At 53.6% G+C, this 15719-nt stretch carries 6 protein-coding genes; 3 read left to right on the plus strand and 3 right to left on the minus strand.

Annotated elements, in window-relative coordinates; translation table 11 throughout:
• Nucleotides 1-55 precede the first annotated feature (55 nt).
• Complete coding sequence (locus tag SH139x_RS13615) at nt 56-3319, plus strand: protein kinase domain-containing protein (protein ID WP_488355740.1); 3264 nt, start codon at nt 56-58, stop codon at nt 3317-3319.
• Between the two features lie 194 nt (nt 3320-3513).
• Nucleotides 3514-8025, plus strand: coding sequence for a Calx-beta domain-containing protein (locus SH139x_RS13620; RefSeq protein ID WP_488355741.1), 4512 nt, complete (start codon nt 3514-3516; stop codon nt 8023-8025).
• 226 nt (nt 8026-8251) lie between these two features.
• On the opposite strand, the gene SH139x_RS13625 is transcribed toward SH139x_RS13620, so the two are convergent.
• Nucleotides 8252-9700 carry a terminase gpA endonuclease subunit gene (locus tag SH139x_RS13625; protein ID WP_488355742.1) on the minus strand — a complete coding sequence of 483 codons (1449 nt, stop codon included), beginning with the start codon at nt 9698-9700 and terminating at the stop codon, nt 8252-8254.
• A gap of 540 nt (nt 9701-10240) precedes the next feature.
• On the opposite strand from SH139x_RS13625, the gene SH139x_RS13630 reads away from it, so the two are divergent.
• The gene (locus SH139x_RS13630) at nt 10241-10561 is read left to right on the plus strand and encodes a hypothetical protein (protein ID WP_488355743.1); all 321 of its coding nucleotides are present in this window, start codon (nt 10241-10243) and stop codon (nt 10559-10561) included.
• Between the two features lie 359 nt (nt 10562-10920).
• Here SH139x_RS13630 and SH139x_RS13635 read toward each other — a convergent pair whose 3' ends face one another.
• Both SH139x_RS13635 and SH139x_RS13640 read right to left on the minus strand, forming a co-directional pair.
• Nucleotides 10921-14940 (minus strand): protein kinase domain-containing protein, encoded by a 4020-nt coding sequence (locus SH139x_RS13635; protein WP_488355744.1) that lies wholly within the window; start codon nt 14938-14940, stop codon nt 10921-10923.
• A 106-nt stretch (nt 14941-15046) separates the two neighbouring features.
• Entirely contained in the window at nt 15047-15646 is a 600-nt protein-coding gene (locus SH139x_RS13640) for an RNA polymerase sigma factor (RefSeq protein ID WP_488355745.1), read from the minus strand.
• Nucleotides 15647-15719: the final 73 nt, after the last annotated feature.

A 15719-nucleotide genomic window follows, 5' to 3' on the forward strand; every position in this document is an offset into this window, starting at 1 on the left:
CATGAGCTAACAGTGCTTGCTATGCGCTGGCGCAAAGTTGCAGGACACAATGCCTATGAGTAAGAACGAATCGCAGAAATCCGAACGCGAGATTTACCTCGCGGCGGCCAGGATTGACGATCTAGATGAGCGAAAGGCGTATCTGGAGGAGGCATGCGGCCATGATCACGACTTGCGTAAACGGGTTGCCAAGCTGCTAGCTGCCAGGTCCGATCAAGACGACAACCTCCTCGCCGTTGCAGCTCCAGCTTCTGGCGTGGTGGAGTCTGACGGAGAAGGAGAATCACTGCCTTCAACGCGTGCGAGTGACGACGCCAAGTCAGCGGCGCCCGAGATAGATCGCTACAGAATCATTGAGGAGATCGGCCAGGGCGGCATGGGCACGGTCTACATGGCTGAGCAACGGGAGCCGGTGCGGCGTAAGGTGGCGCTAAAGCTCATCAAGCGTGGCATGGACTCCGAGCAGGTTGTCGCCAGGTTTGAAGCCGAGCGACAGGCGCTGGCGCTCATGAATCATCCCAACATCGCCGGTGTGCTGGATGCCGGCATGACCGACGACGGCCGGCCTTTCTTCGTGATGGAGTTGGTGCGTGGCATCCCGATCACCGACTACTGCGATCGCCACAAACTCAACCGCGATGAACGTCTAAAGTTGTTCAAGTCGGTCTGCGATGCCGTTCAGCACGCCCACCAGAAAGGCGTCATCCACCGGGACCTGAAGCCCAGCAACATTTTAGTGGAGCTGCATGACGTCAATCATGTACCCAAGGTGATTGACTTCGGCGTGGCAAAGGCGACCAGTCAGCGTCTAACCGACAAGACGTTGTACACGCTTTTCTCCCAGATGATCGGCACGCCGCTGTACATGAGTCCCGAGCAAGCAGAGCTGAGCGGGCTGGACGTAGATACTCGCAGCGATATCTACTCGTTGGGCGTGCTGCTCTACGAGTTGCTTACTGGAACAACCCCCTTCGATCGCGAGACTTTCAAGCAAGCATCGCTGGACGAGATGCGGCGGATCATCCGCGAGGACGAACCACTGCGTCCAAGCCAGAAGATTAGCACGCTGGATCGTGAGCAAGCATCCACGATTGCCGAGCGGCAAAGTACCGACGTTCGTAGCCTCACCGGTCGGCCCGTACAGGAGCTCGACTGGATCGTAGTCAAGACGCTCGAGAAGGATCGTTCCCGACGTTACGTATCGGCGAGTGCGTTAGCCAGCGACATAGAACGATATCTAGCCAACGAAGCTGTGCTGGCATGTCCGCCTTCAGTCGGCTATCGGCTCAGCAAGTTTACCGCGAGACGGAAGGGACTACTCGTCTCGGCCTCTCTCATACTGATGACTATGGTCGGTGCTACGGTCGTGAGTGTAGCCTACGCATTCTGGGCGGAGGAAGCATCGCGAGAAGCAGTTGCGGCAAGGACTGACGCCGAGGAAGCGAATGAACGTCTCCGTAAAGAAAGCCAAGTAAAAGATGATGCTTTGAATGCGCTCCAGCAGTCCAATGCGGAAACTGAGGCTGTATACGATTTCCTTGTAGATGATCTGCTAAAGACGGCTTCTCCACTCGACAATTTCGGACGCGAAAAAGGCGGGCAGGTAACTGTCGCGGAGGCACTCCAGAATGCTCGAGAACAGCTAGACAACGCATTCCCCGACCAGCGCCTTGTAAAAGCGAGAGTTGAAAATACGATTGGTCAAATTTTGCTAGCTCAGGGAGAATTTGACGGGGCACGACGCTGCTTCGAAAACGTCTGCAAAGTACGAACAGACATTCTTGGCAAAGCGGCGACAGAAACGAAAGCCTCTCGGAGCGACCTCGCTCAATCGCTTTGGCGATTAGGCAGATACTCTGAAGCACAGAAGATTTACGAAGACGTATTGAAAGACAGACTAGAAGCCAGGGATCCTCCCGAAAAAATCTATAGAACTAAGTCAGGCCTCGCTTCAATATGTCTTTCGCTCGAAGAATACGATCGTGCTATTGCCCTCTATGAGGATGTGTTGTCCTTTCGAGATAGTTCGGATCAGGACCAATCAGATTTGGTAGTCACGTTGGGAAATCTCGGAGTTGCCTACGCGAAGGTAGGTAACTACGACTCATCCTGGGCGACACTGGAAAGGGCTGCGGCGGTTTCTGAGCAAGTCGATGGGGCAGATCACCCAAATACTTTGACTGCAAAACACAATCTATCTAAAACGGCTTTCAAGCTAGGCGATGAGCAACTAGCTATCTCGTTGATTGAAGAGGTCCTAGCTGATAGACGACGGATACTTGGTGAATTACATGAAGATACTATGCTCGCTGTACATCTGCTTGGTGAACATTTGATGTCTAGCGGACAACTCGAATCCGCGAAGACGGTATTCCAAGAGCGGTTGGATGCCATTTTGGAAATGCCAGAAGAAGCCGATCCATACATGCTCGGATTGGCCTACTGGAACCTAGGCAGAGTTCAAGGCGAATTATTGGATTATGAAAATGCTAACATACAGTATGACCTGGCATGCCAGTTTCTCGCTAAATCTGAGACGAAGACAGCACAGATCAGGCTGCTCATGGTCCTGAACAACTACAGTATTTTATTGAAAAAACAGCAAGAGTTTGATCGATCGATCCAGACTCTCAAAAAAATCGTAGCAGCCAGAGAGCTTAAACAGCTCGAAGCTCCGAACGACAACGGCAATCGAGTGAGACTTGGTGGAACATACTGCAACATGGCCTTCACCGAATACGACCGAGATCGGTTCGTTGAGTCAGCAGAGTTTGCCCATAAAGCAATCGAGGTGCTAAGTGCGTTGGTCCAAGAAGAGCCAAATCACCGTCTTGCTCGAAGCTATCTTACCAACTCATTTGCAGCGTTAGCATTTGCGCAGGCAGGGATGCGGAACTTCGAAGAGGCGATCCGAGTGTGGAACGAATCCCTTAGCCATGCGCCGGATGATCGGCGAACGCAAATCGAAGCCTACATGGCCGTCACTTTGTCTGAAGCAGGCCAACACGAACAAGCAATCCAGTTAGCGATTGAGCTTCGGAACCGTCCAGATTTGCTTGCTGATAATAAATTCAACATTGCGAAGGTCTACGCAGCTGCAGTTCAGGCTGGTTTCCCGGATTCGGAGTCTCTGAATGCTTATCGCGATATTGCCATTTCCATGCTTACAGAGGCGAACACGGAGGGTCACTTCGACACTCCCCTCGAACGTGATTCCCTGCTGGACAGCGAGTTCGATGGATTTCGTGACATCCCCGAATTTCAAGGAATTCTGAGGGAGCATGGGCTGTTGGACGGCAATTCTGACGAGGCGCCGTAGCCATCTTCGAGCGACACTTCTCTTCGCATCGTCAGTCGGCCAGAGACCACACGCCAAAGTCTGAGCTGATCGCTCCTGCAAGGATTTTCGATTTTGCGGACGAATCGTGGGCTGAATCCGCATAGTACTTCAGAGAACAATCCGCCAATCAGCCGTCGGGCGGCTCGACTGAAGTAATCACTGGAGAATAGACGATGCCACGACTACCATTTTCGAAACGCCACCTAGCCCGCCAGACATCTTCAAGGCGGTCGCGAGCTGGTAGAAACCCACTGTTCCGTCGAAGCCTAGTTGCGAGCTTGGAGACTCTGGAGAGTCGTCAACTGCTCGCCGCAGACGTTACGCTTTTTGCCGACAGCTTCGAGGCTGGCTCCAACTCGAATGACTGGGCCAGCAGTTGGGTCGAAGACAGCCAAAACGATTGGTTCCGCTCGAGTCAGCGAGCCACCGACGGTAGCCGCTCTGCAGAGGTAGACGGCTGGGCAAGCAATGCAACGCTGAAGCTTTCCGATCCAATCGACTTGAGCGGTTACAGTTCGGCCGAGTTGACCTTCGACTGGCTGATCGAAAGTGGTTTTGATTCCGGAGAGTATGTCGCGCTTGATATTTCCAGTGATGGCGGGGCAACTTGGAATACCAGTGTTCGGCAAATTAACGGAAATAGCGATCCGGAGAATCAGTGGCGATCAGAGACCGTCGATCTCACACCCTACGCCTCGTCCAATTTGGTAATCCAATTCCGAGCCAAGGTGAGTCGCAGCAACGAAGACGCGAACGTCGACAACGTGAAGATCACGGGACAGCAGTCGGAGCCAACTTTTCCCGCCACGATTTCTTACCCCGATTTCAGCGATTCGAGCGGACTTACGTTACTTGGAGATGCGGCCGTCGCTGATGGCAATACGCTTCGGCTAACGCCTGCTGTGGAAGGAGTGAATGGTGCCGTTTGGCACGAGAACAAACAGTTCGTTTCCGTGGATTGGGAAACTTCATTTGATTTCAACCTCAATGAAAACGTCGGGGACGTCGGTGGCTCCGATGGCTTCGCATTTATCATTCAAAATCACGCGCCGACCTATCTTGCAGGAGGCGGTGGCAGGTTGGGATACGATGCGCTGCCTAATAGCCTAGTAGTTGAATTTGATACATTTCAAAATAGTGAACCGGGCGATCCAAGCCAAAGCCATATCAGTGTGCACACCAATGGTACTGGCCCAAATAGCTGGGAAGAATCTCTTTCGATTGGCTCATTTGATACGCCCTCGTTGATGGACGACGCGACGACCCATAGCGTGACTGTTCGCTATGTATCTGGTCAACTGCAAGTGTTCTACGATAGTTTGGCTGCACCTGTCATTTCTGCCGACGTGGACCTGAGCGAATTGCTTAATCTGGACAGCGGAAAAGCTTGGGTGGGCTTCACGGCGGCAACCGGCGGAGGCTACCAGAACCACGATATTCTGAACTGGGAGTACCGCGTACTAGCCGATACGAGCCGCACAGTTGCGATCAGCAACACGTCTGTCGTTGAAGGTAACGGTGGAGTGACTGACCTCACTTTCGACATCGTTCGCAGTGGAGATACCTCTCAGCCAGCTACACTGGATTGGTCCATTGTCGGCGGATCGGCCACGTCGGGCGTTGATTACTCCAACGACTCTGGAACGTTGTCCTTCGCCGCTGATGAAGATGTGAAGTCCATCGTAGTCGGAGTTAACGGAGATTTAGCGGAAGAGGACGACGAGACGTTACGCATCCAGATCGAGAACCTTTCCTCTGGTGTCTTGGTGGTAGACTCGGCAACCGGGACGATCCTTAACGATGACACTTCCATTTCTATCTCCGATGCAACCGTGACTGAGGGCGACGGGACGCTCAGCCTGCTTGGCAGTTTCGTTAGCGAAGGCAGTGGAGGGTTGAGTAGACCGCGACTAAGCACATTTGGTCCGGATGGTAACAGTGATGGCATTCAAGACTTTTATATCGTAAGCGTCGCCAACAATCAGATTCTGCGTTATGACGGAGCTGACGGTACTTTCATTGACGCCTTTGTCTCAGATGAACCACTCTTCGACAATGGAATTGGCCTTGCGTTTAGTCCACAGAATGGCGACCTCTATGCGGTTAGCGGACCAAGCGTTCTGCGGTTCGATGGGGCGAGCGGCAATCTAGTTGAAACCGTGGTCAGCGGCCTCGATAACCCGGCGGGAGTTGCCTTCTTTGAAAGCGGTCCGAGGTTTGGCGATCTGCTGATTACGGAGCGAACCACCGACAAGGTACTGATATTCGACGGAACTTCGGTTAGCGATTTCGTTTCTTCGGGAAGCGGCGGTCTGAACAACCCTCGCAACGCAGTCGTTGGCCCCGATGGTGATGTCTACGTCGCCAGTCGCGATACCTTGCAAGTGCTCAAGTACTCTGGCGATAACGGCGCGTTCGTCGGAATTGCTGCTGACATACCGCTTTCGTCGGTGGCTTATATCGAGTTTGGTGACGATGGATTGCTGTACGCAAGCGGTCGAACAACAGGTGTTGGCAGCGATACGAGCTTGTTACAAATCGATCCTGAAAGTGGAACGATCTTACAAACACTGCCGCTTGGGCGTGACGGTTGGTCGTTTACTGTCGGCCCGGACAACGTGGTCTATAGTTCTGGCAACGGTTCTGGTAACTACGTTGACCGGATTGGACCTGCCAGCAATGCAGCTTTTAGCATTGAGCTATCCAAGCCGAGTGCACTGCCAGTGAGCGTCGATTTTGCCTCGGTGAATGTGACGGCCATAGCAGGGGACGACTATTCGGCGAGCTCTGGCAGCATCGTGTTTGAACCCGGCGTCATCAGCCGCACGCTCCTGGTGTCAACGCTAGACGATGAACTAACCGAAAACGATGAACAGTTTCGTGTCGATCTGTCGGGCGCAGCTAACGCTTCCCTGTCGACAAGCTCTGCGATTGGGACAATCCAAGACGACGGGGATACCAGTAACCAACCACCGGTTGTCGACGCAGGTTCCGACCAAACGCTCAGCGACAATGATGGCACTGGCCTGGAATCAGTGACTTTGGTTGGCGTGGCCAGCGACAGTGATGGAACCATCGATTCGGTCGAGTGGACGCTCGGCGGAGTCGCAATCGGCAACTCCCAAAATCTTACAACAGACCTGCCCGTCGGTACCCATACACTGACTTTCACCGCAACGGACGACGGTGGGCTAAGCTCCAGCGATACCGTCGAAGTCACTGTTGTAGCCAACCAAGGTCCCTCAGCTGACGCGGGCGTGGACCAGTCCATTACCGATTCCGACGGAGACGGCTTTGAGACTGTAACGCTCGTTGGAACAGGGACGGACGATGATGGGTCCATCGTTTCCTACGAGTGGAGCGACGGAGCGAACGTAATCGGCACGACTGCGAGCATCACACCCCAGCTGGCTGTCGGCACGCACACGCTGACGTTAACCGTCACCGACAATGGAGGCGCTACTGAGACTGACGCGGTATCCGTTACAGTCGAAGCGGCAACCACGGGACCTAAACTCTCCCACGGTAACGTTGCTGCTGTCGGCAGCACTTGGCAAACGGTGAGTCTGGGCGAAACCTACGATTCGGCCGTCATCGTGGCCACACCTCGCTACAACAACGGTTCGGGGCCCGGCGTAGTCCGCGTCAGCAATGTCACGGCCACCTCATTTGATGTGCGAGTCGACAACGTCGGCTCGACTGCTTTCAGCGGTGGTGTGCACTTCATTGCAATGGAAGAAGGCGTTTACGATGTGCCCGGCGAATACAAGTTGGAAGCGGTGAAGGTGGATGCTTCCACGACCAGCGGCAAGTCTGGCGGTTGGCAAATCGGTTCGCAGGGATACCAGCAGAGCTATTCAAGCCCCGTCGTAGTTGGCCAAGTTATGTCGGCTAACGATGCGGACTGGAGCGTGTTCTGGTCCAGTAGCAGTAGCCGAACTAGCCCTGCCAATTCAAGCTCGCTGAACATCGGCAAGCACGTGGGCGAAGACACCGACACCACGCGTGCTACCGAGACGCTTGGCTATTTCGTGATTGAGTCGACCAGCAGCGGAGCCATCGATGGACTGAGCTTCTCGGCCGGTGTGGGAACGGACAGCATTCGCGGCGTCGACAACGGTACCTATCGCTACTCCAACGTGACTCCAGCGGGTGCCGCCACGGCAGTACTGAGCACTGCTGGTATGGATGGCGGAGATGGTGGGTGGGCGGCCTTAATGGGTAGCACTCCACTATCCGCAAGCGGCTCGATTGATCTGTCGATCGACGAAGACCAGGTTCGTGATTCCGAACGTAATCACACGACAGAGCAGGTAGCGTATCTTGTGATTGGCGAGCCAGCTGGGGAAGGCGAAGCTAGTGCGTTGGCGACTCCGCCAATCACAGTACACAATCCGCTGGACGTGAACGGCGATGGTTTCACATCACCGATCGACGCCTTGCAGGTGATCAACGCATTGAACACCAAGCATGAATCGCTAGTCGCATATGATGAGGGCGATAATGCCCTCGACACCAATGGTGATGGCAACATTTCGCCGATCGACGCTTTGCTTGTGATCAATAAGCTGAACGCTAACAACTCGGCGCCTGCAACAAACAGCGATGCCGCCTCAATCGTTGACGGTTACTTTGCAGATTTTGAGGATGAAGAAGAAACTCTCTTCGATCTTGATCTCGTCTAGGCTGCTTCAACACCTAAAGCAAAGACTTCCCTAAGCCAGTAGACCACAAGTTTGCTGGCTTATTCGGCCTCTAGACTTCACCACACCGACGCGAGTTCGAGGCAACATGATCTCTCTGAAGTTGCATCAGCCGCCTTCAGCAAACTCACGAGCTAAGCGGCATCGGAGCTTGTTTTAGGCGGACACCGACGCACCGAATGATCGCCGGCTAGGACAATGAATTCTGTTAATTTCGCTTCTTTCGTTGCATTTCACGAAAGCTGATGCGATCGCGTTTGGGCGTTGCTGGCAGATCAGTGCCGAAGAGTAGGCAGCCTTGCATGGATGCGGCGACGGCGGAGCCTACGAGGCAGTCGAGCCAGTGGTTGTCGGGTTGTTCGGGACGAGGTTTCCACTCATCAACAGAGCGACCTCTACCTTCAGTGCGGACGAAATATTCGGCGGTGACTTGCTCGGCAAACATGCGATGTTGTTCAGCGCGGTCGCCGAAGATAGAGAGGCAGCCTCGGTCGCCCATGGCGACGCCAAGCCGGGCGTGCGTGAAGGACTTCCACCAGTTGGTGTCGTAGATGACGTGGCGGATAGCTCGCTTGCCGTGGATGGATGGGACTCGCCAGTTCAGTCCAACACGATCACCGGGCCGGCGTTTGTATTCGCTGAATGGGTTCGATGAAGCGCCGACGAAACGCCCATGCGATGGGAGTAGCACCGAAGCGAACGAGCTCTGCCGGCAGAACTGGTAGACGACGTTGGTAGAGTGGCCCCAGTTGGCGTCAATCAGACAGCGTTCGATCTTCATCGCAGCTCCGTCGTCTCGTTGCCACTCCTGGCCAAGCAAGGATTCGGTGAGCGACTCTAGGCCGGCATAGATGCTGCCTTCCAATCCTGTGCCTTCGGCAGACGAAGCGAGCGTCAATCGCGCGTCGCGAAGCGTGAAGTAGTTTCGCTTCTGATCGGGATACGTTCCGTAGTCGATGACGTAGCCGGTGAAGTCGTCTTCCCAGGCGGCGACGACGTAGAACAGCAGCTTCTGCTGGACGTCGATGAATGCGGTGAGGTGGTTTGCGGAGATTGGAACTTGTAAGTGAGGCATGCCGTTGGTCTTCTCGCCGACTTGGTCGGCCGTGAGTTGATCGGCGCCGACGGTTTCTTCTGGCAGCGGCTCGTTTTGGTACTCCGCGAAGAAGGCAGCTTCGTCTTGGAGTTTCAGGTTCATCGCATGTTGGATCGCCGATAGCTCGTCGTGGTTGAATCGTTCGGACCAAGCGACCTCGGCGCCTTTGTCCATTGCGTCGCGGTTGTCGCGATAGAAGTCCGTTCCGGCTGCACCACCATCGCCGGCTCGTAGTCCCTCGGCGCGGATCTCGGCGTAGCGTTGCCAGAGTGTTTCGTTCGACGGGAACGAGTAGACCATCCGCGTTCGTTCGCCATTCCATTCCGGATGCTTGTCGCGATCGAGAATATTGTCGGCCATGTCGCCGGGGCGAATCACGGTGCATGGCATGATGCCAGAGATCTTCTTGCCAGGGCCGGCGAGTCCGAGCACGGCACCAGCAAGGATGGCTTCGCGGTTGGCACATTGGGATAGTGAGCGAGCCGACTCGTCGGTTTGCGGATCGTCGAGAACGACGAGTGACGGACGAACCGTTTTGCCATCGGGACGTTTGAACTTCATACCGCGGATGCGTCCGGTAACCGAGAGAGTTCGAGAGTATTCGTTGTTTGGGTCGGGGTGGCGAGCGGGAAAGGGCTGTTTGGGTCGGTATCCCGTACCGGACAGAGACGAACTATTCCGGCGGCCGATTTTGAAAACGTCGAAAAACACGGGAATTCAAGCAAAAAAGCCGAGACGTGAGTCTCGGCTTTTTGCGATTACCAGGACCGGCCATTTTCGGCCATGTCCAGAAAGGCTCCCCGTACACAACGCTCTTCCGCACTAACTCTCTGGTTGCGGCGGAATTTCACGCTGGTTTTTGCATCGCTTCTAAAATTCGCATCCCGATAGATTGCCACTTCTGAAGTTCGGGACGGCTGAGAACGGATTCAGTGTTGGTTAACGCGGAACTGTTAACTAGAGGTCCATTCTTTCACGAGCGCGATTGAACGCTTTTCTGGTTAACAGCTTTGCGTGTTTGATTCGTTGGCTTGCATGGACGGAGCTGTCGCTGACTCTGACGAATACAGCGATGCGTCGGTTAATTGCGACGACATATCGATGCCAACTTTGGCCTGGGCAACAACCGGCGATTGCTTGGAATCGATCGTGCTGTGGCCTTATCGTCCTAGCGGGGTAAAAAAATGTCGCCACTCCGATTCTACCCGTATTTGCAAGGCTTCCGCAGCTCAGATGGCCGCCATCATCCATCCGCTGCTGACGTTGCTCGCGTCCCTCTCCAGGCAGGAATTGGCCCAGCAAGTGACCTACCTAAAAACGGAAAACAAGACCCTCCGGAGGAAGTTACCTGACCGAATCCGGCTGAACAATCAGGAGCGTCGGCGGCTGGTACAACAACCGTCGCTGCCATTCAGAACGTGACAACCGTCCACCAGTGCGTGACGAAGCAGAGCCGGAAGACATCGATTTTGCCACACGCAGAATCGAGTGTTTCGAGGAACTGGGCGGGCAACTGAAGTCGTATCGAGCAGCGGCCTAACGCGGTTTCCAGGCACTCAGGAATGCACTCGATTAAAAACGCGTGCGTTCGCTGCTGCGCACTCAGCGAGAAAACGCTCTCACACTCGCTCTCGCCATGACCAGCGGACCACCGTCTAAGTGACGATCGAAATCGTCGAGAGGGGACGATTGGCTCCGGAATTCATTGGCTCTCGGTGTGGCGGACTTTTTTTACAGCGCGGCGAATGATCGAAAAGTTCCAACGTAGTTGTTATGACTTCTCAGTCGGATGGGGAATCGAGAATCGTCCTTGCCACTCGAAATCCAATGTTATCGTCGCTGCTATTTTTTTCCGGGACGGCGAAGATGCCAGTCGAAGCGGAATAGCGTTCGTTTGTGAGAAATGAACCGCCACAAGCGATCGCCGCTTTCGGATCTTCATTGATTCCTTTCCAGGATGTTCGACCATTGCGTCCGTGAGGATAACGCAGGCACATCTCGAGTGCATTCCCATAAATATCATGAAGCCCTAGCGGATTTGGCATTAAACGCCCGACGGCTTCAAGGCGTGTGTCCGACAGGCTAGAAACATTGCTGTAGCCATATAACTCGGAGGTGCAAACTCCAGTGAAACGATCTGTAGTGGTTCCGGCACGAGCAGCAATTTGCCACTCCTCAACCGTTGGTAATCGATAGCCTTCGTAGTCAACAAGATTCCGGCTGAAATCGTCCACGTACTGGTCCTTAGTATTGTAGAAATCACTGCTAAGCGGTGGCAATCCGATCTTCAACAAATCAATGCCATCTTTTTCGCTTAACCAACGGCAATAGTGTAACATGTGGCGGTATGGGATATTAACAGCAGGACAATCTTCGGAGGTGGCGTGGTCAGGCAGGGTTCTTTCATAACCACCTTTAGGATAGACATCGTCAACAAACGCCTGAAACTCCCCGTGTGTCACTTCATGCAACGCGACCGCAAATCGATATTTGGGAACAGTGATTGCTTGATGCGATTTGCTGGAAAGTGGCAGCACCCGCTGCGCACCAAGAAAGCAGGGCTGTTGTCGGCGATCAATAACGACAAACTCCTGTCCCATTGAATTCTCAAAGATCTGCCCGTGTTCTTTGTCGGTAGATTCCAATGGCAACACCGCAGCTTCTGAGCTTGAGCCGACCTGGCGAAATGCCCAGTCTGCCGCTTTCCGGACCCCGGCATACTCGCTGACTCCGCATATGTCACGTATTTGCTGCAAGAGTGTTCGTGTTTGCAACGCATTTGGCAAATTACCCGCCATTAACCAAACCGCTTGACGTTCGCTTGGACTATCGGCCGATCGAGCTAGGTCAAGCAGCTTTAATAAGTGTTCGTGTTGAAGCACGCTGGCAAAACTGATCAAAAATGTACGTGTGCTCGTGTCACGTTGCTGATCGATTTCCTGCAAGAAAGGGATCGGATCTCCCAACAGCCAGGCGGCAAAGACCAGATTTGCACGCCGACGAATTTCTGCCTCCTCAGGAATTGCCTCCTTTCTCGACCACCGGCTGGCGGTGGTCGGGAGTCCTTCATTATCGCTAGTAAGAAATACGTCCTCAGGTAGAAAACCCAACGATCGAACAAAATCAAACACCCCGTGTTCCTGATCGCCAAAATCCGTCCATGTTTTCTGGCCGCGATCTCGATAACGAAAATTGCGCTCGATGACGTGGATTTTTTCTCCAGGAAAATGGAGCTCTGGCGTGTATGCGGTCCGCTGTTCGTCGGAGGTGAACGTCTGTTGCCGAACAAGGCTGATGGTGCGGTACGTAACATCCGCAGAATCCTCGCTCGTGAGACCGGGACCTCCGACCTTCAGTTCCTGAAACCAAACCGAATCGAGTGCTGCCGAGGTCTGTCGAGTTGGTTTTATTTCCAGCCCAAGTTCATCGCGACTTTTGTCAATGGTTACCTGCGCCGGATTATTGCCAAAATTCGACCAAACGCAGCTGATTCTTAGGTCGTCTTCGCCGACGATGTTGACATCGATCTGATCATTTGCGAATCTGCCCCACACCGCAATCGGTGTGTAACCCTGTTCCGCCTTAAGCTGCATTTCAATCGGAAACCTAGACTCGCTCAGGTCGATCATGACCGTCGTTGATCCGTCTTCTACAGTCTTGGGCCCGGTGCCCCAACATTCCGCAAGGGTCTGGCTAGAAACAGCAGTCGCCGCAATCAACACCTCGCCATTGACCACTGCCGGCCGAACGGAAGTGAAATGAAAGCCCGCATCAAAGACACTTTGTTGTGCCCGTTCCCAATCCGATTTAGGGATACTGGGGAATAGGCAAGACTGTTCGATTAAGATGCCGTTGTGCTTGTCAGCAACCTTGGCGATTGCAGGAGAAGGGCTCGCGTTTTTCTGCTGAACTGATGCTGATTTACCACTTGTTTGTTTCAATTGATCCCGGGCCAGAATCAAACTACGGTCCAGCGGCGATTTATCAGGCGACATTCGGCTGATGTACGATGCGATTCGCCCCGGAGCCGCATAACTTAAGAGATCGGCGGTTACATCAGGCGGAATCGCATCGAGCCCCAAAGCGTAATCGATCAAATTAGCGTTGTTTGAGTCTTTGGGGTTTTCTAGGATCGATTCCAAACATTTGACGGATAAGCTTTCTTGAAACGGTTCAAAACATTCTCGCCAAGCAGGAAAGTCTTCAATGAACAAGTTCCGCAAGGCTTGAGTTACGATTCCTAACTCGGCTTGGTTCAGCGAGCCTGCCAGCGTAAGAACCGCCGCCAGCCGGATTTGTTGTTTAGCGATGTCGCTTTCTCTTAGCGCTCGAGCTATTTCTTGCTTGCTCGTGGGGCTAAGTACGACCTTATGCTTTCTGGCACAATCCACGAACGTCTGTATTTCTACGACCGAAAGATTCTCTAAGCTGCGTATGAGCTCAGGCAGTTGTTGTTCAAATAAAGACGGAGAAATTAATAGACTGCGCAATGCTTGTCGTGGGCTGAATTCTGCTTTTGAGCGGGCATTCACAACAGCTGCAATGGAAAGATCACTATCGCTAAGACTCTTGAAAACAGCGAACTGGTTTTTTAATTCCGTAGGATCGCTGTCGAGAACCGATTGAATCGCAGATTGCTTTTTTCGCTGTGTTTCTCGACTGGACAATGCACCGTACGTGATCGAGGCTCCGAGTGCTAAGAAAACGGCAGCACCGATCGAAATGCGAAAACGAGGATTTCGCATGACTCGTCTTGCGATGATTTTTGCAGCGATTGGGCGATGCGCCAGAATCGGCTTGTGATCCATGTACCGCTGCAAGTCGTCGGCAAGCTCGCTGGCGGAGCGGTAGCGTCCTGCTGGCAACTGTTCTAGACATTTGAGGCAGATGGTTTCGAGATCTCTGGGGATTTTTCTTATTACAGTGGGTGGCACCAAATCGCCGCGACTCGCTCGGCTGATCACCTCATTCTGGTCGCTTCCCGCAAATGGCCCCCTTCCGATCAGCATGGCGTAGAGAACGGCACCGATGGCATAGATGTCGGCTGCTTCGCAGATTTGATCATCAATGATTCCCAACTGCTCAGGAGCCATATAGCCAATCGTTCCAAGCAACCGATGGGCATTTGTCGACGCCGGTTCATCCAATGACCTTGCGATACCAAAATCGGCGATTTTCAGGTTTCCTGACGAGTCGATTAGGATGTTCGAAGGCTTGATGTCTCGATGTACGATTCGATTCTCGTGCAATGCCTGCACCCCTTTCGCGATGTCTCGGGCGTATCTTGAAGCGAGTTTGATATCGAGCGGCGATTGTTGAATTCTCTCCAGCAAATTGCCGTCTGAAACCCACTCGAAAACACAGTAGATGCGGTCTTCGACACTGTCGGCGTCAAGTATCTGCAGCACGTTGGGATGGTTGACTCGGCCAGCCAAACGGGCCTCGCGTTTCCATTCTCGCAGGCGGTCTGGCGGTTGCCGTTCGAACCTGAAAATCTTGATCGCAACCTGACGGCCCGTCGACTTGTGAATCCCGCGAAAAACTTCACCGGACGAACCCCGCCCGACAAACTCTAGAATGATATAGCGGCCTAAGTACGGTTCACCCGCCGACTGTTTTCTAAATTCGATTGAGTCGCTAGCGAACGGAACAGTTTTCAAGCTCGGCGAAATCGACTCAAGTCGCTCGAGCAAACCTTGGCACTGTTCGCATTCCGACAGGTGGTTCTCCAGGTCGTCGTCCAAAACGACTCCCTCGCAAACCAGTCGAATCAGCACTTCATTGGAGGGGCAGCTAGTCACCGGTCGATTCCTAACAGTTGCGGCTGGAACAGTTTGCGGGCGTCTAAGTCAGCATGGAGTCCCCCGCAACCCTTAGATACGGAAATTCATTGCACGCCAAGATTAATTAAGCTTGTTCCGCTTTGGCAGCTTCGCGAACCAGCATCGCTTTAACCCTGCAACGGGCAATGTGAACGGCTCCCTTGGAAATCCCCAATTTCGAAGCGGCTTCCTCGGTTTCTTCGCCCAGCACGTAGGTGAAATAGAAAGCTTGCCAGTTTTTCTGGTTGACGCGCGACTTGACTGCCATAGCGATTTGATTCCCCAGATCAATTTGGCGTCCAAGCGACTCGCTGAACTCCTCTTCCAATTCTCTTGCCGCCAAGCTTTCGCAAGCTAGTTCGAAACGTCGATCGGAAATCGGCTCCCCCACCTGCTTATGTCGCTTTCGCTGAAATTCCGCGATCGCAGAGGCGACGCACAAACGCAGCCATCCGCGGAATCGTCGGTCTTCGCTGTAGGTAAACCGTGCCAAACGCTCGATCAGATGGAGGTAAATGTCCGAGAGTAGATCATCCGCCTCGTTGGGGCGGATTCCGCTCTTGCTAGCCCAATGCTGAATCACGGGCCGGTATGCCAGGAAAAAGTCGTGCCAAACCAATTCTGACCGAGCCGCAGACAATCCCCCGACTAAGGAAGCCCGGGTTGTGGGTATCAAGCCTGCCATGGAGTCATTCTCAATTGGAAAGGAAATGCATGCCAACAAGACCCGTTGCGAACTTCAGGTGCCTGCTTCGATA

The organism is Kothea flammea, assembly GCF_052161645.1.
Classification (GTDB): domain Bacteria; phylum Planctomycetota; class Planctomycetia; order Pirellulales; family Pirellulaceae; genus Laterigemmans.

Bases quoted from the DNA above. Each gene is read 5' to 3' on its own strand.
- SH139x_RS13615 (WP_488355740.1), top strand. From the start codon at position 56: ATGAGTAAGAACGAATCGCAGAAATCCGAACGCGAGATTTACCTCGCG.
- SH139x_RS13620 (WP_488355741.1), top strand. From the start codon at position 3,514: ATGCCACGACTACCATTTTCGAAACGCCACCTAGCCCGCCAGACATCT.
- SH139x_RS13640 (WP_488355745.1), bottom strand. From the start codon at position 15,646: ATGGCAGGCTTGATACCCACAACCCGGGCTTCCTTAGTCGGGGGATTG.
- SH139x_RS13630 (WP_488355743.1), top strand. From the start codon at position 10,241: ATGCCAACTTTGGCCTGGGCAACAACCGGCGATTGCTTGGAATCGATC.
- SH139x_RS13625 (WP_488355742.1), bottom strand. From the start codon at position 9,700: ATGAAGTTCAAACGTCCCGATGGCAAAACGGTTCGTCCGTCACTCGTC.